Genomic DNA, 22,402 nt, shown 5'->3' with positions numbered 1-22,402 from the left:
TTTACCTATTGCATATATCAACACGCATTTAAAACAGAGCCTTAATTTAATTAGTTACATCATATCATAAATATTAATACCTTTAAAGAAGTTAGATCATAACATAATTTGGTATAAAAATAAAATATTTAACATGTAAATGTTTAAAAAGTTTAATTTATATTTCAATTATGATAGTATGATAATAAATGGATAGAAAAACAATAGATGAAAAGAGGGATTTTGATGAAATATGCATTAGATGTACATACTCATACATTGGTTAGTGGTCATGCGTATTCTACTTTGATGGAGAATGCTAAAGCAGCTTCAGAAAAAGGAATAAAAGTTTTAGGTACAACGGAACATGGAGTAACAATGCCAAATTCTCCTCATATTTGGTATTTTCATAATTATAAAGTACTACCAAGAGAAATGTATGGAGTAACTATGCTTTATGGTGTAGAAGCTAATATAAGCGATTATGAAGGGAATTTAGACATGGATGACTATACACTAGACAAGGTAGATATAGTTATCGGTAGTATTCATCCACAACCAGAAGTATATAAGGTTGGAAGTAAGGAAGAAAATACAAATGCATTTATAAATGCAATAAAAGGTGGAAAAATTGATATAATAGGTCATATTGGAAACCCACAAGTGCCAATAGATTTTGAAAAAGTAGTAAAATGTGCTTTTGAAAATGATGTTTTAGTTGAAATAAATAATAGTTCTTTTACAACATCAAGAGTTGGAAGTAAAAAAAATTGCAAGGAAGTAGCTTTATTATGTAAAAAATATGGTGCTAAATTAGTTTTAAATAGTGATGCACATTTTTGTACTAAAATAGGGGAATTTACAGAAGCAATTGAAATACTGAAAGAAATAGATTTTCCAGAAGAGCTTATAATTAATAGTATTCCAGAAGAATTAATATTAAGACTAAAGAAAAAAGGAAAGTTAAGTGATTTAGAAATATAAATCGAATATATGTTTTAGCAAAATGTTGATATATACAATGCCATTTTGCTTGTTGTATATATCAACATTTTAAATATATTAATTCGTATAATTGGGAAAAAAGGGGGAAGTTTATATGGAAATATTGAGAATTAATGAGAGTGATATAGAAGAATGTGCAAAGATTTTTATAGAAGCATTCAATGAAGAACCATGGAATGATAATTGGACTATAGAAAGTGCATATAGAAGATTGCATGATATATATAAATCTCCTAATTTTATAGGGGTTAAGTATACTGAAAATAATGAAATTTTTGGAGCACTTTTTGGAAATTGCGAAGAGTGGTTTGAAGGAAGACAATTTAATATAAAAGAAGTATTTGTTTCAAAGAGAATTCAAGGAAAAAGCATTGGAAGTAAATTAATTAATAGTGCTGAAAGTAAAGTAAAGAAATTGGGTGTAGATTTTATGTTTTTATCAACTCAAAATAATAATTTAAAGAATTTTTATTTAAAACATGATTTTAAAGAAACTAATTCTTTGTGCATAATGTCAAAAAAAATTCAAAATTAAACTAAAATTTTTTGTAAGATAGGAAAATGTGAAATTGGATATTTTCCTATCTTATTTTATAATTAATTATTAGAAATGGTAAACTTTATTTTGAATCAGAATGATAATGTTCGTATTATTATAAAATAAAAATTAAATAATAAAAAAAATAGCACTAAATATATTAAATGTATATTATATATATTAAAAAGTTAAAAAATACTTGCATTAATTTAAAAATGAATATATAATTAAGTAACAAATTTATAGAACGTTCGGACGAAGGTAGTGGGAGAGTTATTATTATTTATAATAATACACCGAAGAGGGAAATCTTTCAGGTATTAGGACCGCTACTGGACGAGCCTCTGGAGAGACTCATAGTTATATGAGCACCGAAGGAGCAAGGCAAATTTTATTTGCTGAAACTCTCAGGTAAAAGGACAGGGGATAGGATTATTAAACTCATTTTGAGTTAATTCTTATTCTCCTCCATAATCAAAAATTAAGGGGGATTTTTTTATGTTATTATCAAATTTCTTATTATCAACAGCTGGAGTTCAAAGTTTTTTTGAAAAAATAGACAGCATTATCTGGGGACCACCATTACTAATTCTTTTAGTTGGAACAGGTCTATACCTAACTTTTCGTCTTAAATTACTTCAAGTATTCAAATTACCTATGGCTTTAAAATTTGTTTTTGGAAAAGATGAAGAAGCTAAAGATGAAGATGCACAAGGAGATGTATCTAGTTTCGCAGCTTTATGTACAGCTTTATCAGCTACTATAGGAACAGGAAATATAGTTGGAGTTGCTACAGCAATAAAAGCTGGAGGACCTGGAGCATTGCTTTGGATGTGGATAGCAGCATTTTTGGGAATGGCAACAAAGTATGCAGAAGGTTTACTTGCTATAAAATATAGAGAAGTAGATGAAAATGGAGAAATGTGTGGAGGACCAATGTATTATATACAAAATGGTCTTGGATTAAAGTGGCTTGCAAAATTATTTGCATTCTTTGGTGTTGGAGTTGCATTTTTTGGAATTGGAACTTTTGGTCAAGTAAATTCAATAGCAGCAGCAGCAGCTAATTTCAATATACCGTTAATTGTAACAGCAGTAATTGTAACAGCGTTAGTAGCATTAGTAACTTTAGGTGGAATAAAGAGAATATCTAAAGTTTCAGAAACTCTTGTGCCATTTATGGCTGTAGCATATATAATTGGAGCACTATTAGTTCTTGCATTTAATTATACAGCTGTTCCTAGTGCAATAAGATTAATATTTGAAAGTGCTTTTAATACACAAGCTATAGGCGGTGGCGTTTTAGGTATTACAGTTACAATGGCTATAAGAAATGGTATAGCCAGAGGTGTATTCTCTAATGAATCAGGCCTTGGTAGTGCACCAATAGCAGCAGCAGCAGCAAAGACAAATTCACCAGCTAAACAAGGATTAATATCAATGACAGGTACTTTTTTTGATACAATAATTGTTTGTACAATGACAGGTCTTGCAATAGTAATAACAAGTGGATCTACTGGGATATTTGAAGTTGGTGCAACAATAGAAGGGGCTGGTCTTACATCAGCAGCATTTGAAATAGGATTACCAATTGCAATTTTAGGAAAATATATTGTTAACATAGGATTAATATTCTTTGCATTTACAACTATTCTTGGATGGAATTATTATGGTGAAAAATGTATTCAATATTTATTTGGTATTAAATCAATTATGCCATATAGAATAGTTTATATAATATTAGTTGCTATAGGACCATTCTTACCATTGGAACTAATATTTATAATAGCAGATATAGTTAATGGTTGTATGGCGTTCCCTAATTTAATAGCATTAATAGGTCTTAGAAAAGTTGTAATTAAAGAGACTGAAAAATTCTTTGAAGAAATTAAAGCAAAAGATTCAATTGAAGAAGTAGTAGCTTAATATAGTTTTAATGTTTAAAGGAGTTATCTGAAAGATAGCTCCTTTGTTTTATATAAATATTAAATGAGAAAGATATCTAAACTCACCTCTTGAACTCTACCAGAAATTTTTATAGAATACCTTTTCATAAACACACTCCCTTATGTTATAATATGTTATAGTATATTATAACATAAGGTATGTAAACCTTGTGAAAAGGTATATAATAATTATTATAATGCATATAATAATTATGTAGCATAAAAGGAGGGTATCAATATGAGTGAAAAAACTATGGTCTTAATCAAACCAGATGGAGTAAAAAGAAATATAATAGGTAATATTATTAGTTGCTATGAAGCTAATGGCTTAAAAGTCGTTGAAATAAAAATGATGAAAGCAACAAGAGAGATAGCAGAACAACATTATTCACAACATAAGGGAAAAAACTTTTATGAAGAATTAATAGAATTTATAACTGGAAGTCCATTATGTGCTATGATTTTAACTGGAGAAGATGCAATAAATAAGGTTAGAAAAATAAATGGGGCAACAAGTCCTGATGATGCTGAAGAAGGAACTATAAGACATAGATATGCTAGAAGCAAGACTGAAAACTGTGTTCATGCATCAGATAATGCAGAGAGTGCAGAATCAGAATTAAAATTGTGGTTTCCAGAAGTTAATTTAGGTATATAAAAATAAACTAGCATACTAACTAGTTATTTATTTGAACGTGCCTTATAATAAAGAAATCCTTAGATAAAGTAAAATTTATCTAAGGATTTTTTATTATTTAGCTGTTTTGATTTTCATCCAAGCATCATCATATAATTTTAATGAATCACCTAAATCAGTAAAAATTTCACATTTATCTAGAACTTCTTTTGATGGATAAATGCCTTTGTCATCTTTAACAGGATCTTCTAACATATCATAAGCACCTTTATTAGGTGTTGAATATCCTATGTAATCAACATTTTGTTTTGCATTTTCAGGATCGCATAGAAAGTTGATTAATTTTTCAGCATTTTCTTTATTTGGAGCACTTTTGGGAACAACCATACCATCAAACCATTTATTAGCTCCTTCTTCAGGAATAACGTACTCTAATTTAGGATTCTCTGATCTTATATAAGCAGCATCTCCAGACCAAACAGTTGCCATAATAGCCTCTTCACTTATCATTTTATCTTTAACTTCATCTACATAATAAAGTGGTGAAATTGATTGCTTTTGTTTCACTAACTCTTCAGTAGCAGCATTTATTTCATCAGGATTTCTACTGTTTATAGAATATCCAAGTTTCTTTAATCCAATAGCAAGAGTATCTCTCATTGAATCAAACATTATTATTTGTTTATTATTATATTTTTCATTCCATAATATATCCCAACTATTAACAGGTTCTGTAACTAAATCAGGGTTATATATTATTCCTATAGTACCCCACATATAAGGAACAGAGCATTTGTTATTTGGATCATAAGATAAATTTTTATAGCGATCATCTATATACTTATAATTTGGTATGTTATTAAAATCTAATTCTTCAATCATATCTTCTTTTGTCATTTTTTCAATCATATAATCAGAAGGTATTACTAGATCGTAACTACCTGGGCTGCTTTTTAATTTTTGATACATTATTTCGTTTGTATCATAAGTGGAGTATTCAACTTTAATACCAGTTTCATCTTGAAATTTAGCTAATAAATCTTCATCAATATAATCACCACAATTATAAAAATAAACTGTACCATTTTGTCCTACATTTTTATCAGAACATCCAGAAAAAAGACTTATAGTCAATAAACTTGTTAATGCTAAAGCACTGAATATTTTAAATTTTTTCAAATTGTTCACCCCTTGTAAGATTTTGCTTCTTATTTACTATTATTAATAAAGTCAAAACAGTCAAGAACATTAATGTTGAAAGAGCATTAATTTCTGGCTTAATGCCTCTTCTAGCCATAGAATAAATTTCTATAGATAAATTAGTAACTCCAGGACCTGTTGTAAAGAAACTTATAACAAAATCATCTATTGACATTGTAAAGGCCATAAGAAATCCTGAAATTATACCAGGCTTTATTTGAGGTAGTATAACTTTTCTAATAGCATATAGTGGAGTAGCACCTAAATCTTCCGCAGCTTCTACAGTATTTTCAGGTAACTGTTTTAATTTTGGAAGAACTGAAAGAATTACATAAGGAAGATCAAATGTAATATGCGCTAATAACATAGTAATAAATCCAAATTTTAAATTAATAAATATAAACATAGACATAAGTGCAATACCTGTAACTATATCTGGGTTTAAAACAGGTAAATAATTAACATTTAAAATAAGAGACTTTTTTTTGCCTTTAATTTTATGTATACCAATTGCACTTATTGTACCAACTATAGTGGCTATAATTGAGGCTATAACAGCAATTAATAAAGTATAATAAAGTGCAGACATAAGTCTTTCATTACCAAATAATTCCTTATACCATTTAAGTGTAAAGCCAGTCCATCTTCCCATGGTTTTTGATTTATTAAATGAAAATACCATCAAAGTGATGATAGGAGTATATAAGAATAAAAATATAATAACTAAATAGGATTTTTTAATAAAATTCTCTAATCTACTTACCATAATTGTCCACCACCTTCTTTGCTGTCATCATTTTCGAATCTAGAAGTAATACCCATAAATATTAATATAATTATCATCATTAATATTGAAATGGCAGATCCAAAATTCCAATCACCCATGGTTGTAAATTGTTGCTCAATGACGTTTCCAATCAACATATATTGACCTCCACCTAATAATCTTGAGATTACAAAGGTAGAAACAGCAGGCATAAATACCATAGTGACCCCAGAAATTATTCCAGGCATGCTAAGTGGTAACACAACTTTTGTAAAAACTTTAAATCTATTTGCACCTAAATCATGTGCAGCATTTATTAAATCCTGATCCATCTTTATTAATATTGTATAAATAGGAAGAACCATAAATGGTAAGAAGTTATAAATCATTCCTAGTAAAACAGCACCATCATTATAAAGAAAAGAAATAGGTCCTATACCTAGTTTACTAAGCAAAAGATTTATTAAACCTGTTTTTCCTAAGATAGGTACCCAAGCATAAGTTCTTAATAAAAAATTCATCCACATGGGCAAAATAAATAACATTATTAAAAAATTTCTTTTATCTAAATTTATTTTTGAAATTATATATGAAACAGGGTATCCAATAATTAAACAAGCTATAGTTGATTCAAAGGCCAATATTATAGACTGTTTAAATATATATAAGTATTGAGAATTAAATAAATTATTATAATTTTCCAAAGAAAATGAATAACCTGAGTTGTTTTTTGTAGTAAAGCTAAAAAATAAAACTATAATTAAAGGAACAACTATAAATAGTGCACTCCATACAAAATAAGGATATGCTAAAATTGAAGTATTTTTTTTACGCATTGTCATCACTCTTTTTCATAATATGTATATCTTCAGGATGTATGTCTAATCCAATTTCATTATCAACATCTACAGATTTTGTGTTGTGAAGAATGAATGTAAAATCATCTACGTCCACTTGCATTTCATAATGAACTCCTTTGAACATTATAGATTTTACAATACCTTTAAGCATTCCTTTTTCAGCTTCAACTATTTTTATATCTTCAGGTCTTATTACTACATCAATACTTTCTATTTTTTCAAAACCTTTGTCAACGCAGTCAAATCTCTTGTTGCAAAATTCAACTTTAAAATCATCAATCATGATACCGGTTAAGATATTACTTTCACCAATGAAATCTGCAACAAAAGCATTAGCAGGTTCGTTATAAATATCCTCAGGACTGCCCATTTGTTGAATAACACCTTTATTCATAACAATTATAGTATCAGACATAGTTAAGGCCTCTTCTTGATCATGAGTTACGAAGATAAATGTAATACCAACTTCTTGTTGTATTTTCTTTAATTCTATTTGCATTTCTTTTCTCAGTTTTAAATCCAATGCACCTAAAGGTTCATCAAGAAGTAATACTTCAGGTTTGTTAACTAAAGCTCTTGCTATTGCAACTCTTTGTTGTTGTCCACCACTTAATGAAGTAATACTTCTTTTTTCAAATCCTTTTAATGCAACAAGCTCAAGGATCTCTTTAACACTTTTTCTTATTTGATCTTTAGGGAGTTTTTTTAATTTAAGCCCAAAAGCGATATTTTCGTATACATTCATATGAGGAAATAATGCATACTTTTGGAATACGGTATTTACTTGTCTTTTGTAAGGTGGAAGATTAGATATATCTTCATTTTTAAATAAGACTTCTCCAGTATCCGCTGTTTCAAAACCAGCAATTATTTTTAGGGTAGTTGTTTTACCACAACCGCTAGGTCCTAATAATGTTAAAAATTCATTTTTTCTAATAGTCAAAGATAAATTATCTAATATTTTTTGTTCACCGTAAGATTTACTTATGTTATTTAATTTAATTATATTATCGCTCACCAAAAAAGCACCTCTCTCTAAAATTTAAAATGATGGTGGAGTACTTATCCAAATAACTTTTGCTGGTGTTCTACCAGCGTTAGAAATATAATGATTAACCTTTGGTTTAAAGTAAAAGCTTTCATTCTTTTTAACTTTTAGTTTTCTTTTTCCCAAATGTAGATAAATACTTCCAGATAATACATAGCCAAATTCTTCACCGTCATGTGGTTCTTCCTCAATATATTGTCCACCTGGCTCAATAGCAATCATAATTGGTTCCATAGCATTCTTTTGAGCATTAGGGACTAGCCACATTAACGAATATTTTAACTCTTCATCATCTGTTTTAAACATATCATCATTGCTAAATATAACTTGTTCTTCTTTTGTTTCACTAAAAAACTCATTTAAATTCGTTCCTAAAATTTCTAATATGTCCATTAAAGTAGCAATTGAGGGAGAAGTTAAATCATTTTCAAGTTGAGATATAAATCCCTTAGATAACTCACACCTATTTGCCAATTCTTCCTGGGTTAATTGTTTTTCCATTCTTAATACACGAATCTTTTCTCCAATTTGCACAATATACACCTACCGTCGAATATATAATATACTCACTTTTACTAAACCTTAAGTTTAAAATTACTAAACAAACAATGATATTATATAAATTTTAGAGGTAAAAATCAACATTTTTTTAGTAAAAAAAGAAAATATTTATTCTTTTAACCATTTATTTTACTTATTATTAAAGAATGTGTTTAGTATTATGTAAATTTAAGTATACATATACTAAGGTGTAGAAAAAAATTTTTACTTTTTTATATAAAAATTAAAAAATAAAAATTATATAGATGATTTTAACATTTATTTGAATTATAAATATTGATAAAAAGAAGAAAATGTGAGATATTTAAAATAATATAATAAAGAAATTATTAGGTGATTTTATGCAAACAGAATATCAACTGTATAGAAGAAATGGTAAATTAGTATATATAAAGCAACCTGAATATGAAGAATTAGCTTTTACATCAAAATTATGGGATGATGAAGAAACAATGAAGGATATTGGGGGAGTATATAAATTTACGGAAAGTAAGTGGGAGAGTTTTTATAAAAAAATGGTATCTCCAACGGATGGAAGAAATTTTTATTGCCTTATATATACAGTTGAAGATGAACCTATTGGAGAAGTAAGTTTTCATGGATATGACCCTACAACAAAAATAGCTCGATCTAATATAAAAATTCATCATAAATATAGAAATATGGGATTTGGTGAAGAAGCTATGAGATTGATGCTTGAGTATTACTTCTTTGATTTTGCTGGAGAAATGATATTAGATAAAGTAGGAAATGAATATGCACGATCATTTGCAAATAAATTAGGTTTTCAAGAAAGTGGAACTTATCAAAAGGAAACAACATTTAAACTTGCTAAAAGTAATTTTTTTTATTTTAAAGATTTGAATGTAAAAAATGTTTCATTTATTGTATATGAAAATATAAATATAGCAAATTATACTTTAATTTGGGATATATTTAATGAAGTAAATATATTATCAAATAAGAAAATGTTTAATTTTGAAGTAATATCATTAACTGATAGGACTAATTACAGTAATAATTTAAAGTTGGAGTTAAATTCATCAAATTTTAGCATTTCAGATTCAAATATTATAATTTTACCAGATTCAATAAGTATAGAAAATATAATTCAAAATGAAAATATTATAAAAAGTATAGCAGAAGTATATAATCAATGTAATTATATATGCGCTATAGGGAATTCAATAGTAATATTAGAACAAATAAAATCTTTAACGGGTATGTCTATTCCTCATATTGAAAATTTAAATAAGTTAATAAAATCTGAAAATTTAAATAAGATGAAGATAGTTAATAAAAATTTTGTGGATAATGGAAAAGTAATGATTTCATCTAATCTAATGGGGACTATAGAAATGATTTTAGCCATAATATTTAAAGTTGTAGGAAAAGATTTAGTAAAGCAAATAGAGGATAAATTGGGAATCAAGTATATATATTAAAGTAGAAGTTTGATTAAATTTTACTAATATTGTACAATTATAAAAAAGCTTATTATAAAGGATTGATGTAAATGAGCTCTAAAAAAACTAAGATGATTAGTGTAATTGTTTTGGCGATTCTTAGTATAACTGTAATATTTGTAATGCATAAATTTATAGGAAGTGGATCTAAAGATATTAAATCTGCTAAAAGTTTTATAGAGAGATTACATGCAATAAATGCAATTGATGATGATGAGGATTTAAAAAATATAAAATATAAACGAGTAAAAACACTAGGCAATAAGAATAAGTTAATCTATAAAACTATAACAGCTAATTCCTTTGGTATAGATTTAGATAAAAATTATAATGTTATAGGTTTTGCTAATAAAGATATTAAAAAGGATAAATATGAAATATCATATTATGAAGCTAAAGAAAAGTCAAAAAAATATCTAGAGAATATATGCACTGAAGAGTTAACTTTTAGGGGAATAAAAAATGAAAAAGATACAGACAAGCTTCCTTATTATTCTTTTGTATATTTGAAATGTAAAAATGGTTATCCAATATATTCTGATGAAATAATAATATGCATAAATAAGTCTAATGGTTTGTTAGAAAATTACACTAATTCGTCAATTCAAAAAGAATGTAAAGATTTTGTAATAAATATATCGCAAGAAGAAGCAGAAAAAGAAGCATTAAATTTATTTGATAAATTAAATGACAATGGGGAAGTTGTTTATCCAACTGAACTAGCTTATGCTGAAAGAAAAGCAAAATGTGAAAAAAATTTAAGTTCTGAACTTTGTTATGTTGTTACAGTAAAAGGCAAAGATAAAAATGATGCAGAATTTACGAACAAATTTTTTATAACTACAGAATCTAAAGAAGTGATTAATGATATAAAATATGGAACAGAAAATTCAGTAGTGACTGATTAAATAAGAAGTATTCATTTGAAACAAGAGCAAATAAAAAATGTAATGATTAATTAATCATTACATTTTTTTATGTCTATATTCTAATTAAAGCTATTCCCATTCATCAACATTTGTTAATTCAGGTATAGATGAAGCCTTAAATACAGGTTCTTTTATTCCTGCTTTCTTTTGAGCTTTATAATCAGCTAATGCTTTAAATGCAAATTTACTAAGTAAAGTAATTGCAATCAAGTTTATTATAGCCATAAAACCCATAAATGTATCTGCTAAGTTCCAAACTATATTTAAATTAGCTATAGAACCAAAGAATACCATAGAAGCAACTGCTATTCTATAAATAATTAAATATATCTTTTTTTTGTTTAAAAATTCAATATTAGATTCTCCATAGTAGTAGTTACCAACTATAGAGCTAAATGCAAATAATAATATACAGATAGCTACAAATATACTTCCAAAGCCTCCTATTTGATAAGTTAAAGCATTTTGTGTTAATTGAATACCTGTTAACCCACCAGATAAATCTATATCTGAAAGTAATATTATAAAAGCAGTGCAACTACAAATAATTATTGTATCTGTGAAAACTCCAAGAGTTTGAATTAAACCTTGTTTAACTGGATGAGTTACATCAGCAGTTGCAGCGGCATTTGGAGCACTACCCATACCAGCTTCATTAGAGAATAAACCTCTCTTTATTCCAATAAGCATAGTTCCACCTAAAGTTCCTCCGATAGCTTGATTTAAACCAAAAGCATTTTCAATAATTAATGCAAACACTTTAGGGATATGATTGAAATTCTTAAATACTACAAATAATGATACAAATATATAAGCAACTGCCATTATAGGAACAATTATTTCAGATACTTTAGCAACTCTATGAACTCCACCAAAAATAACTACTAAAGTTAAAACAGTCAATATAATTCCTACAGTAATTTGATTCACTCCAAAAGCTTCATTCATAGCTAGAGAAATAGTATTAGATTGAACAGAGTTGAATACTAGTCCAAAAGAGACTGTTATTAATATTGAGAATAAAACGCCCATCCATTTTTTATTTAGACCTTTTTCAATATAATAAGCAGGACCACCTCTAAAGTGACCATTTTTATCTTTAATTTTGTATATTTGAGCTAAAGTAGATTCAACAAAGCTTGAACCAGCTCCTATTAAAGCTATAACCCACATCCAAAATATTGCACCAGGTCCACCTATAGATATAGCGATGGCAATACCAGCTAGATTACCGGTTCCGACTCTTGATGCTGTACTTATACAAAAGGCTTGGAATGATGATACACTTCCTTTTTTTCGTTCCGATGTAACACCATCACCTAATAACCTAAACATTTCTTTTATAAATCTAAATTGAACAAATTTAGTTTTATAAGAAAAGTAAAGACCTAAAATTATTAATAAAGCTATAAGTATATATGTATACAAAAAATCATTGAATTTTACAAGTAAATTATTTAAAATATCCAAATTTATGCCTCCTACATTAGAAAAAAATATGTCGATAAATATAATTTTATATTGTAAAAGTAAAAAATGCAAGAACAAAGAGCAAAAAATGCAAAATTAATATATTGATATTATGGAAAATATTAATTTTAGTAGGGTTTGTAAACGCTGAGATTACATAAAAAATAGAAAATGCAGGGATTGGTTATCGTTTATTCATTTTGCAATAAAAACATTTAAATTTCTATTTATTTTAATAAGAAAAAGCGATACATTAAGAATTTAATGTATCGCTTTTTGAAGTTAATTTGGTTTTAATACAGAATTATTTTGAGCAGTCTCAGGAGGTACAGTAGGATTTTCCTGAGCAGATTCATTATTATTTGGTATTTCTACTTCATTTTCCTCATTTATATTTGGAGGAGAAAGTTCAGGGGTAGGTTGTTGTTCGATATAATTATCTTGTGAATATGGAAGTACGTATATATAATCCCTAGTTAATGGGTTAGGATATTTTTTGCTTACAAAAACTCTTTCTTGAGTTAACAATGTAGGGGTATTAGCACCTGCTAATTTATTATTAAGTCTATTTATACGTCCACTAATATGAGTATTACATGTTTCATGTGGTTCGGTTCCTTCGATAAATAATTCTTCTGTAATTCTATTTCCTCTAGGATCACTGCTACATAAATTTGATGGTAGCTTACCTGAATCTTTACATACAGCAACATGAACAATTCCTTTAGGTTCTTCTAAATCTTTAACTTCAAGTCCTTTATGTGCTTTAGCCATTATTTTTCCCCATAAATTAGCACATACTGTTCCAGATCCTCCGAAGACAGTTTTAGGGTTATCATAGCCAACCCAAACTGATCCAGATAGATAAGGAGAAAGGCCTGCAAACCATAAGTCTTTAGCATCTGTAGTAGTACCAGTCTTACCAGCAACAGGCATATCACCCCATTTAGCGGGAGCGCCACCATAAAAGTTAACAGGTCCTTTCAGTAAGTCATACATTATATATGCTGTTTGTGGTGAAAATACTTGTTTTTCTTTAGGTTTTCCGTCTAATATGGTATTACCTTTGGCATCAATTACCTTTGTATAAAGCAAAGGTTCCACGTACATACCATTATTACCAAAGCTTCCGAATGCAGCAGCTAATTTATAAGTATTACCACCATCTCTATCATTAGGATTATTGTTATATTGACCCAATGCAACAGTAGCTATAGAAGTTTTAGATGCGCTGTTAAATACAAGACCTAAATTTTCTCCATAAGATATTCCTGTTTTTAAACCAATAGTGTCTGCTGTTATAACAGAAGCAGTGTTTTTAGAATACATTATTCCTTCACGCGGAGATATAAGACCTAAGTATTCATCAGGTGAATTTCTAAGGATATTAGGTGGAGCATATGCAGGATATTTTTTTGTTAATTCTGGTGATAATGGAGCATCATCTATTGATGTTGCAGCAGTTATTATCTTTTGATCTATACCAGGCCCGTATACAGTAAGTGGCTTAGTAGTAGAACCTATTGATCTTAAATCATTATATGCTCTATTATTTGATTGAGGAAGTTGTTTACCTCTTCCGCCAACCATAGCAAGAACTTTACCATGTTTATAGTCTGTTATTGTTGCTGAAGCTTGTAATAATGGAACTTTATTTTCATCATAAGCTTCTGAATTTCCAACATTTAAATTACGATAATTGTCTAAAGTTTTTTGTGTAAAATCCTGTAACTTCCTATCCATAGTAGTATAGATTTTCAGACCACCATTAACCATTAACTTAGATACTTCTTCATCTGTATATTTATATTTTTCTTTTAAGTCTCTCTTAACTTGAGACACAGCAGGATAAACAAACCATTCATAATTTAAGCGAAAATCTTTTTTACTTGATTTAAATACTAGTTTGCCATCATTAATGTCTTGAACACCTTGATTATATTCACTTTGTGAAATATAACCTAATTCATTCATTTTAGCTAAAACAGTTAGAGTTCTATTAATATATCTGGATGGATCTTTTTGGCTATTTTCATTATAAGCACTGTAATAACTAGGGGCTTGGGTTATACCTGCTAAGTAAGCACATTCAATTAAACTTAAATCTGATGTACTTTTACTAAAGTATAATAATGAAGCAGCCTCAACACCATATACTTGACCGCCAAGAGGTATTGTATTTAAATATGCAGTAATTATTTGATCTTTACTTAACTGATCCTCAAGATCTAGAGATAAGTAAATTTCTTTTACTTTTCTTTTTACAGATACTTCATTAGTAAGAACTGTGTTTTTGATAAGTTGTTGAGTTATGGTAGAAGCACCATGTAGTCCTTTTTGCCCAGTTAAAATTTTCTTTACATCTGTTAAAGCAGCACCTAATATTCTTTGAACATCTATTCCTCTATGTTTAAAAAAACGTTCATCTTCAATTGATATAAAGGCATTTTTAAGATTATCTGGGATTTTGTCAGAAGTTATTACATATCGTTCTTCATCTGTATGTAAATTATCCATAAATTCTTCGCTGCTATCATATAAACTTGAAGGCTGATTCAATGATAAAACATCTTCAACATTTAATGGAGGGGTAGTTTTTATAATTGCAAGTAAGTATCCTGCACCTATGACAGATAACATTAATATCAAAGTCAAAAAACCAATACCTGTTCTTTTTAAGATAGTAGAGGCGGTTAATTTATTTTTTTTCTTTTTCTTTTTTTTTCTTTTATTATTACTGTTTTTATTAGTACTTTTTTTTGTTTTATTTGGAGTTTTTTCAGTCGACATTCTATCCTCCTAAAATTACGTTAATGATTAAATAATATTCTTTATTATTATAGCATACTTATAATAAGAGTAAACTAATAACTCATTATAAAGGTAGTGAAATGAAATATTATACAAAGCGTAAAAAACGAAAATATATTCCAATTATAGTAATTAGTATAGCCCTTGTTATTATCTTTAATTCAATGGCAGTATTTTTGGATAATAAAGTTATGCCAGCATTGGATAGAGTAGCAGAAATGACTGTAAGATCAAGAATTCTTAACATAATTAATAGTAACAGTATTAAGCTTTTTGCAGATGAATTTAATTATAATGAAATGATAAAAATAGAAAAAGATAATGAAGGAAATATAACTCTTATTCAAGCAGATACTGTAAAATTAAATTATTTAGCATCTAAGTTATCTATACAATGTAATGAAGAATTGCAGAATCTTGAAGATATAAAAATAAAAATACCATTAGGATGGTTTACTGAAAATAGTATTTATTATAATGTAGGACCACAAATAACTATTAGAGTTGAAGATATAGGGAATATAAATGCAAATTATGAATCAGAATTTGAAAGTGCGGGAATTAATCAAACTAGGCATAGAATATATCTTAATGTTGAATCAAAAGTTAGAGTGATTTTACCATTTAAAACTAATGAAGTTGAAATAGCAACTAAAGTACCAGTATCAGATACAATTATAGTAGGAAAAATACCACAAACAGCAATTGATTTTAAACCTGGCAATTAAAAAAGAAGCCTCTACTTTTAAATAAGGCTTCTTTTTTAGATTATAATATTTTAATATATAAAATGGATTATAAATTATTCCCAGTTAAATACATAAGGAATATTTCTATAATGATCTCCATAATTTAATCCATAACCAACTACAAAAAGATCTTCAATTGTAAAGCAGCAGTAGTTAGGTTCAATTTCAACTTTTCTTCTTGATGGTTTATCAAGTAAAACACAAGTTTTAACTGATGCAGCACCTAAACTTTTTACGTGATTGACAACAAAATCCATTGTTATACCAGTATCGATAATATCATCGACAATAAGAACGTCATATCCTTCAATATTATCAGGAATATCATTAATTACTTTAACTTTTCCTGAAGATACTTCATCATGACCGTAGCTTGAAGTAGTCATAAAGCCTATTTTAGCTTTTGTATCTATTGATCTAACTAAATCAGCTGCATATATAAAGCTACCTCTTAATAAAGATAAAACATAAAGGTTTTTATCTTTATAATCTTCAGTGATAACTTTACCTAGTTCTTCTATTCTAGCATCAATTTTTTCTTTAGAAAAAAGTATGTTACGCTTTTTATTATCCATGCAATTCTGCTGTTAAAATCTAAAATCATAATAAAGATTTAACAACAGGTCACCTCCTCTAATATATCTCATTTAAGTTTCTTTAAAGTATTTTAATAGTATAAAATATTAGTAATATTGTCAAGGAGGATGTCTCATTATTTTATTCTTTAGTAAAATATGAAACATAAAATTTAAGGTGGCCCAATACCATCTTAGTTTAACTTTTACTGAAATTGTATGTTTTCAATAGAAGTATGATACAATACACTTATGAATTTATTGAAAATCAAAGGGAGTCAGATAATACAAGAGCACTTACAAGGAAATATTAATAGTATAAAATTATATGAAAGTTCTTAAGATAAGACTAAATTATTATTTATAAAATTAATTTGATGATAACTAGTATATGTGATAAGTTAGAATGATAATGTGGACACTAATTAAGAAGTAAAAAAATATATTAACTAGTTTTTATCATGTTTATTAAAAATTGGGTTGATAAATTAAAGAAGTATAGTAATTTTTAGAACTTTTGTAAGAATTAAATTTGAGGTGATTTACAATGATAGAGGGAAATATTGATGGAATTAGAAATTCTATTTTAAATGAATTAGAAAGAATATATTCAATTAGAACTTCTAAAGATGAAGTATGTAATGTAGAAATTTTAGATATAATTGCTAAGGTATCAGCAAATATTGAAAGAGAAGTAAGCGTAGCAATAAATAGAAAGGGTAATGTTACGTCAGTTGCTATTGGAGATTCAACATCAGTTGAAGTGCCTTTAATAGATATAAGTGAAAAGAGACTATCGGGGGTTAGAGTTATACATACTCATCCTAATGGATATTGTAATCTTTCAGCTTTAGATGTAACTGCACTTTTAAAATTAAAACTAGATGCTATTGTATCAGTTGCTATAACAGAAGAAGGAAAAATAAAAGATTTTTCATTAGGGCTTCTTAGACTTTATAACAATAAGCTAGAATATGATGAAAATATGAATTTATCTTTAGAAGAAATTACATCTGTAAATATATTAGATAAGATTAAGTTTATAGAAAATCTAATAAAAGTTAATGATGTAATAGAAGAAACAGGTGAAAAGGCAATACTTGTAGGTTCTGATACAAAAGAAAGTTTAGAAGAACTAGAGGAACTTACTAAAGCTTGCAATATTCCAGTTTTACAAACGGTATTTCAAAGCAGAAATAAAATTGATCCTTCATTCTTTATAGGAAGAGGAAAGGTATTAGAAATAGCTTCTATTAGACAAATAGAAAGAGCTAATGTAATAATATTTGATGATGAATTAACAGGATCACAAGTTAGAAATTTAGAAGCAGCTTTAGGAGCAAAAGTTATAGATAGAACTACATTAATTCTTGAAATATTTGCAACAAGGGCTAAGAGCAAAGAAGCTAAGATTCAAGTTGAACTTGCACAACTTAAATATAGATTAAGTAGATTACAAGGCTTAGGTACAATACTTTCAAGAACTGGAGGAGGTATTGGAACTAGAGGGCCTGGGGAAAAGAAATTAGAAACAGATAGAAGACACATAATGGAAACTATCTATGATTTAAGAAAAGAACTAAAAAGAATAAAGAAGACGAGAGAAGTACAAAGAGAAAAAAGAAATAAAGAAAGTATTCCTAAGGTATCACTTGCAGGTTATACTAATGCAGGAAAATCAACTTTAAGAAATGTTCTTTGTGATTTATCAGCAAGAAAAGATACTGTAGGAAAAGAAAAAGTATTTGAAGCAGATATGCTGTTCGCAACACTAGATACTACAACAAGAGCTTTAACATTAAAAAATAAGGGGTTAATTACATTAACAGATACAGTTGGGTTTGTTAGAAAATTACCACATGATTTAGTTGAAGCATTTAAGTCAACATTAGAAGAAGTAATATTTTCTGATATCTTATGTCATGTAGTTGATGTATCATCAGAAACTGCAATAGAACAGTATAAAGCAGTAAATGAAGTATTAACAGAATTAGAGGCAATTGATAAAGAAACAATATTAGTTTTAAACAAGATAGATAAAGCAACTGAAGAACAAATAAGTGATTTTATTAAATTTATAGAAAATGATGAAATTAACAAGGAACAAGTAATTATAAGAATATCAGCTAAACAAGGAATAAATTTAGAAGAGTTTTTAGCATTAATAGAAGAAAAACTTCCATATAATTATAAAAAAGCAGAGTTCTTAATCCCATATGATAAAAGTAATATACAATCATTTTTACACAGAAATGGCAGAGTTTTAGAAGAAGAATATAGAGAAGATGGAACATTTATGATTGTTGAAGTTGATGATGAAGTATACAACAAAACTAAAGAATATGTATTAAATGTACTAAGCTAATAAATAATTTATAAAATTTAAGAAATAATTTATTAAAAAATTCTTAGATAAAATAGAATGGAATCTAAAAATAGATATAAAAAATAATAGGTCTATTTTAAAGTGTTTTATACAAAGATTCCATTTTAAAACTAAGAATTTTTTATTTTTTAAGAAACTATAAAATACAACAATTCTTTAAATGATTATTTAATTAAGTTATAATAGTTAGATGGGGAAAGGGAGCGATATAATGTTAAAATCAATATTAGAATATCAAAAATCATTTCAAAAGTTAATAAATGATTTAAAAGTTAATAGAAAAGTTTTAGCTATATTTGCTTTTGGAAGTATAATAAGTGGAGATCTCTGGGATGAATCTGATATAGATTTATTTGTTTTATATAAAGATAATTTCGATGAAATTAGGGATGTATATTCGGAAATATTAGGAATAGATGTTCATATGAAATTATTAAGCAAAGAGAGCTTTTTAAATTTATATAAAAGTGATGGAAAAAAAGGCTTTGCAAGAAATATATTATTATCTTCTAAAATTGTATTTTCAAGAGATGAAGAAATTACATTAACTTTTGATGAGGCAAAATATAGTTTAGATAAACATATTGAAAAATGGAATTTAGTTTATTTAGGTAAGCTTATAAAGGATCTTAGAGTGACTAAAAAATATTTACATAATGGTAGCGTATTTACTTCATATGAAATTTTGATAAGAGCTCTAGATAGCTTTTCAAAATTATATTTAAATTTAAATGGGTATACAGTAAGCAAAGATGCTGTTAGAATGGCAACAAATTTAAATGATAATTTTAATAATATTATAAATGATTTATTTTATAAGCCAATGTCAAAAGAAAATATAGAAAATACATTAATGTACATTGAAAGATTTTTAGAGCTGAACATAGTTGCATCAACTAAAGCTCTAATAGAATTTCTAAATGAAAAAAGAACTTTTTTAAGTTCATATGAAATAAAAAATGATGTGAGATTTAAAGAGTTTGATATAAAAATAGAAGATATATTAAAAGAGCTTTTAAAAAGAAATTTAGTGAAAAAAGATATAAGAAAATTAGATATAGAAGATAATAAAAAGTTAATCAATGAAAATGTATATTCATGCAAAGATTATAATTTTTAGGTTATAGAGGGTTTAAATAATGGGTGAATATATTAAATTATATAAAGAAATAGAGTTTGAAGAAGAGATACCTAAGTATATACAAATATCTAATTTTACAAAAGGTTTAATAGAGAAGAAAATAATAAAGGATAAAGCAAAATTGCCTACAATAAGAGAGCTGTCTAAAGTTTTAGGCGTTAATTCAGTTACCATTGTTAATGCATATAAAAGATTAAAAGCTGAAGGATATGCGTATCAAAAAGTCGGTAGTGGAACATATGCAAAAGTAAAAGAATTACCTAATATATTTAGAAGAGAATATTCAAATACATTAAAAAAATTAAGAATAGATGAATTACCTAATATAGTTGATTTTACAGGTGAAACCAATACAGAAGTGTTATTTCCAATAGAAGATTTGAAGGAAATTATAGATAAGGTTTTAGATAGAGATGGTGCAAATGCACTTATATCTAATAATTCATATGGTTATAAGAATCTAATATCAACAATAAATAATGTTTTTTGGAATGATCAATTAAATGAAGAAGATATACTTGTTGTATCTGGTGCTCAACAAGGTATAGATATAGTTTCAAAAGGAATTTTAAATATAAATGATAATGTAGTAGTAGAAAAACCTACTTATGGAGGTGCATTATCTGTATTTAAGTGGAAAAAAGCTAATATTTTTGAAGTACCAATAAAAGAAGATGGAATAGATTTAGATAAGTTTGAAAAAATACTTCAAAAAAATAATATAAGATGTTTTTATACTATGAGCTATTTTCAAAATCCAACAGGAGTTAGTTACAGTCTAGAAAAGAAAAAAAGAATTTTAGAATTAGCAGAAATATATGATTTTTATATAATAGAAGATGACTATTTATCAGAACTTATATATGAAAAATCAATAGAATACATTCCTTTTAAATGGCTAGACAGAAATGAAAGAGTTATCTATATAAAAAGTTTTTCTAAAATATTTTTACCAGGAATAAGACTTGGGTATTTAGTTGCACCTGAAATTTTTAGAGAAAGTCTTCAAAATTCGAAATTTAATACAGACATAACTACTTCAAGTTTGATGCAAAGAGCTTTAGATTTATATATATACGAAAGTAAGTGGAAAGAAAACATTAAAGCTTTGAATATTGAATACAGTAAAAGATATAAGATAATGCAAAAAATATTAGACAATGATTTTAAAGATTTGGTAAGTTATATTGATCCTAAAGGAGGATTGAATTTTTATCTAACATTAAAGGATAGTAAAATAAATTCTAAAGAATTATTTTTAAGATTAAGAAAAAAAGGAGTATATATAACTCCAGGAATAATGTTTTTTACATCTCATAATGATGGGAAAAATACATTTAGAATAGGATTTTATCAAACTGATGAAAGTAAAATTATAAAGGGACTCAATATCTTAAGAGAGGAGTTAATTGAATGCCATATATAACTATAAGAAATTTTGGTGAAGACAGATTTGAAGAAAAGAAATCTGAATTTATAGGATATGCAAAACGTGTGGAAAGCGAAGAAGAAGCTAAAGCCTTTGTTAGTGAAATAAAAAATATGCATAAACAAGCAAGACATAACTGCTGGGCATATGTTATAGGTGAAAATATGAATATTCAAAGATATTCTGATGATGGTGAACCTCAGGGGACAGCAGGAATACCTATATTAGAAGTTGTGAAAAAGAGCGGTATAACTGATTGTGCTGTAGTAGTAACAAGATATTTTGGTGGAGTTTTGCTTGGAACAGGGGGACTTACTAGGGCTTATACTAAAGGTGCAAGTATATCAATAAAATGTGCAGGAATTGTTGAAAAAGTTGTTGGGTTAAAATTAAGTTTAGAAATGGATTATGATTTATTTGGAAAAGTTCAATATATATGTGCACAAAATTTATGGCATATAGAAGATACTGAATATACAGATAAAGTTATTGTTCATATATTAGCTGAAAAAGATATTATAGAAAATATGGAAAAAGAAATGATTGAATGTAGCAGTGGGAAAATAATAATATCTAAGAGCGATGAAGAAATATATTTTAAAGAAGAAAATAGATTATATAAGTGTATTTAGTTTACATATTATAGCAATTACTTGAATAGCAATCGTTGTTATGATATAATTTTTGGTGATTTTTATATTAAAGTATATATTAAAATAATGGTGAATTAATTATATTATTGTAATTGAAAATCTATATTAATATTATTTTTTTATTTAGATTTAGTAATGCAATTTATATATTTAAATTAGGCTCTGTTTTAAGTGTGTGTTGATATATGCAATAGGTAAAGTGGCATTGTAATTGGAATTTGAGAATTCTCAATGAGTATTGTCACATTTACTG

The 22,402-nt window shown here is 27.1% G+C and carries 19 protein-coding genes and 2 riboswitches; of the genes, 11 read left to right on the top strand and 8 right to left on the bottom strand.

The genetic code is table 11. The features are described from left to right. The first annotated feature begins 225 nt into the window (after nucleotides 1–225). The 4 genes from NG918_RS08385 to ndk all read left to right on the top strand — a co-directional run bounded on the left by NG918_RS08385 (nucleotide 226) and on the right by ndk (nucleotide 4,126). A complete protein-coding gene (locus tag NG918_RS08385; RefSeq protein ID WP_252225575.1) occupies nucleotides 226–963 on the top strand; it encodes a phosphatase in 738 nt (245 codons plus the stop codon). Nucleotides 964–1,078: 115 nt separating this feature from the next. Further along, nucleotides 1,079–1,519, top strand: a complete 441-nt coding sequence (locus tag NG918_RS08380; RefSeq protein ID WP_252225574.1) for a GNAT family N-acetyltransferase — start codon at nucleotides 1,079–1,081, stop codon at nucleotides 1,517–1,519. A gap of 258 nt (nucleotides 1,520–1,777) precedes the next feature. After that, nucleotides 1,778–1,861, top strand: a riboswitch (glycine riboswitch). Between the two features lie 2 nt (nucleotides 1,862–1,863). After that, nucleotides 1,864–1,948: riboswitch (glycine riboswitch) on the top strand. 72 nt (nucleotides 1,949–2,020) lie between these two features. Beyond that, nucleotides 2,021–3,448, top strand: coding sequence for an alanine/glycine:cation symporter family protein (locus tag NG918_RS08375; RefSeq protein WP_252212526.1), 1,428 nt, complete (start codon nucleotides 2,021–2,023; stop codon nucleotides 3,446–3,448). A 258-nt stretch (nucleotides 3,449–3,706) separates the two neighbouring features. Continuing rightward, nucleotides 3,707–4,126: a nucleoside-diphosphate kinase gene (ndk, locus tag NG918_RS08370; RefSeq protein WP_003370585.1), complete on the top strand. Its 420-nt coding sequence runs from the start codon at nucleotides 3,707–3,709 to the stop codon at nucleotides 4,124–4,126. Between the two features lie 93 nt (nucleotides 4,127–4,219). On the opposite strand, the gene NG918_RS08365 is transcribed toward ndk, so the two are convergent. The 5 genes from NG918_RS08365 to NG918_RS08345 are packed head-to-tail and all read right to left on the bottom strand — an operon-like array spanning nucleotide 4,220 to nucleotide 8,513. Then, nucleotides 4,220–5,284, bottom strand: coding sequence for an ABC transporter substrate-binding protein (locus tag NG918_RS08365; RefSeq protein ID WP_252212525.1), 1,065 nt, complete (start codon nucleotides 5,282–5,284; stop codon nucleotides 4,220–4,222). Continuing rightward, nucleotides 5,271–6,071, bottom strand: coding sequence for an ABC transporter permease (locus NG918_RS08360; protein ID WP_252212524.1), 801 nt, complete (start codon nucleotides 6,069–6,071; stop codon nucleotides 5,271–5,273). The genes NG918_RS08365 and NG918_RS08360 overlap by 14 nt, the downstream gene beginning before the upstream one ends. Then, nucleotides 6,065–6,907, bottom strand: coding sequence for an ABC transporter permease (locus tag NG918_RS08355; protein WP_252212523.1), 843 nt, complete (start codon nucleotides 6,905–6,907; stop codon nucleotides 6,065–6,067). Before NG918_RS08355 ends, NG918_RS08360 begins: the two co-directional genes overlap by 7 nt. Further along, nucleotides 6,900–7,952 (bottom strand): spermidine/putrescine ABC transporter ATP-binding protein, encoded by a 1,053-nt coding sequence (potA, locus tag NG918_RS08350; RefSeq protein ID WP_286673970.1) that lies wholly within the window; start codon nucleotides 7,950–7,952, stop codon nucleotides 6,900–6,902. Before potA ends, NG918_RS08355 begins: the two co-directional genes overlap by 8 nt. A gap of 21 nt (nucleotides 7,953–7,973) precedes the next feature. Beyond that, the gene (locus NG918_RS08345) at nucleotides 7,974–8,513 is read right to left on the bottom strand and encodes a helix-turn-helix domain-containing protein (RefSeq protein ID WP_252212522.1); all 540 of its coding nucleotides are present in this window, start codon (nucleotides 8,511–8,513) and stop codon (nucleotides 7,974–7,976) included. 368 nt (nucleotides 8,514–8,881) lie between these two features. On the opposite strand from NG918_RS08345, the gene NG918_RS08340 reads away from it, so the two are divergent. Beyond that, a complete protein-coding gene (locus NG918_RS08340) occupies nucleotides 8,882–9,985 on the top strand; it encodes a GNAT family N-acetyltransferase (protein ID WP_252212521.1) in 1,104 nt (367 codons plus the stop codon). 71 nt (nucleotides 9,986–10,056) lie between these two features. Next, nucleotides 10,057–10,914, top strand: a complete 858-nt coding sequence (locus NG918_RS08335) for a hypothetical protein (RefSeq protein ID WP_252212520.1) — start codon at nucleotides 10,057–10,059, stop codon at nucleotides 10,912–10,914. Nucleotides 10,915–11,004: 90 nt separating this feature from the next. Here the strand turns inward: NG918_RS08335 and NG918_RS08330 are convergent, their stop codons facing one another. Next, the gene (locus NG918_RS08330; protein ID WP_252225573.1) at nucleotides 11,005–12,405 is read right to left on the bottom strand and encodes an alanine/glycine:cation symporter family protein; all 1,401 of its coding nucleotides are present in this window, start codon (nucleotides 12,403–12,405) and stop codon (nucleotides 11,005–11,007) included. 282 nt (nucleotides 12,406–12,687) lie between these two features. Beyond that, nucleotides 12,688–15,195 carry a transglycosylase domain-containing protein gene (locus NG918_RS08325; RefSeq protein ID WP_252212518.1) on the bottom strand — a complete coding sequence of 836 codons (2,508 nt, stop codon included), beginning with the start codon at nucleotides 15,193–15,195 and terminating at the stop codon, nucleotides 12,688–12,690. A 101-nt stretch (nucleotides 15,196–15,296) separates the two neighbouring features. Between NG918_RS08325 and yunB the strand changes: the two genes are divergently transcribed. Then, nucleotides 15,297–15,944 (top strand): sporulation protein YunB, encoded by a 648-nt coding sequence (gene yunB / locus NG918_RS08320; RefSeq protein WP_252212517.1) that lies wholly within the window; start codon nucleotides 15,297–15,299, stop codon nucleotides 15,942–15,944. A 74-nt stretch (nucleotides 15,945–16,018) separates the two neighbouring features. Here the strand turns inward: yunB and hpt are convergent, their stop codons facing one another. Further along, nucleotides 16,019–16,540, bottom strand: a complete 522-nt coding sequence (hpt, locus tag NG918_RS08315; RefSeq protein WP_252212516.1) for a hypoxanthine phosphoribosyltransferase — start codon at nucleotides 16,538–16,540, stop codon at nucleotides 16,019–16,021. 547 nt (nucleotides 16,541–17,087) lie between these two features. Here hpt and hflX point away from each other — a divergent pair. From hflX to NG918_RS08295, 4 genes are all read left to right on the top strand, one after another. Continuing rightward, nucleotides 17,088–18,905 (top strand): GTPase HflX, encoded by a 1,818-nt coding sequence (gene hflX, locus NG918_RS08310; protein ID WP_252212515.1) that lies wholly within the window; start codon nucleotides 17,088–17,090, stop codon nucleotides 18,903–18,905. Between the two features lie 232 nt (nucleotides 18,906–19,137). Next, nucleotides 19,138–20,046 (top strand): nucleotidyltransferase domain-containing protein, encoded by a 909-nt coding sequence (locus NG918_RS08305; protein ID WP_252225572.1) that lies wholly within the window; start codon nucleotides 19,138–19,140, stop codon nucleotides 20,044–20,046. 19 nt (nucleotides 20,047–20,065) lie between these two features. Then, nucleotides 20,066–21,493 (top strand): aminotransferase-like domain-containing protein, encoded by a 1,428-nt coding sequence (locus NG918_RS08300; protein WP_252225571.1) that lies wholly within the window; start codon nucleotides 20,066–20,068, stop codon nucleotides 21,491–21,493. Continuing rightward, complete coding sequence (locus tag NG918_RS08295; RefSeq protein WP_252225570.1) at nucleotides 21,481–22,128, top strand: YigZ family protein; 648 nt, start codon at nucleotides 21,481–21,483, stop codon at nucleotides 22,126–22,128. Before NG918_RS08300 ends, NG918_RS08295 begins: the two co-directional genes overlap by 13 nt. Nucleotides 22,129–22,402 lie beyond the last annotated feature (274 nt).

Origin of the sequence: Clostridium sp. ZBS2, assembly GCF_023845855.1 — a bacterium.
Classification (GTDB): Bacteria; Bacillota; Clostridia; order Clostridiales; family Clostridiaceae; genus Clostridium; species Clostridium aquiflavi.
Note: the sequence above shows the minus strand (reverse complement) of the source record. Positions and strands in the feature narration are given on the sequence as shown.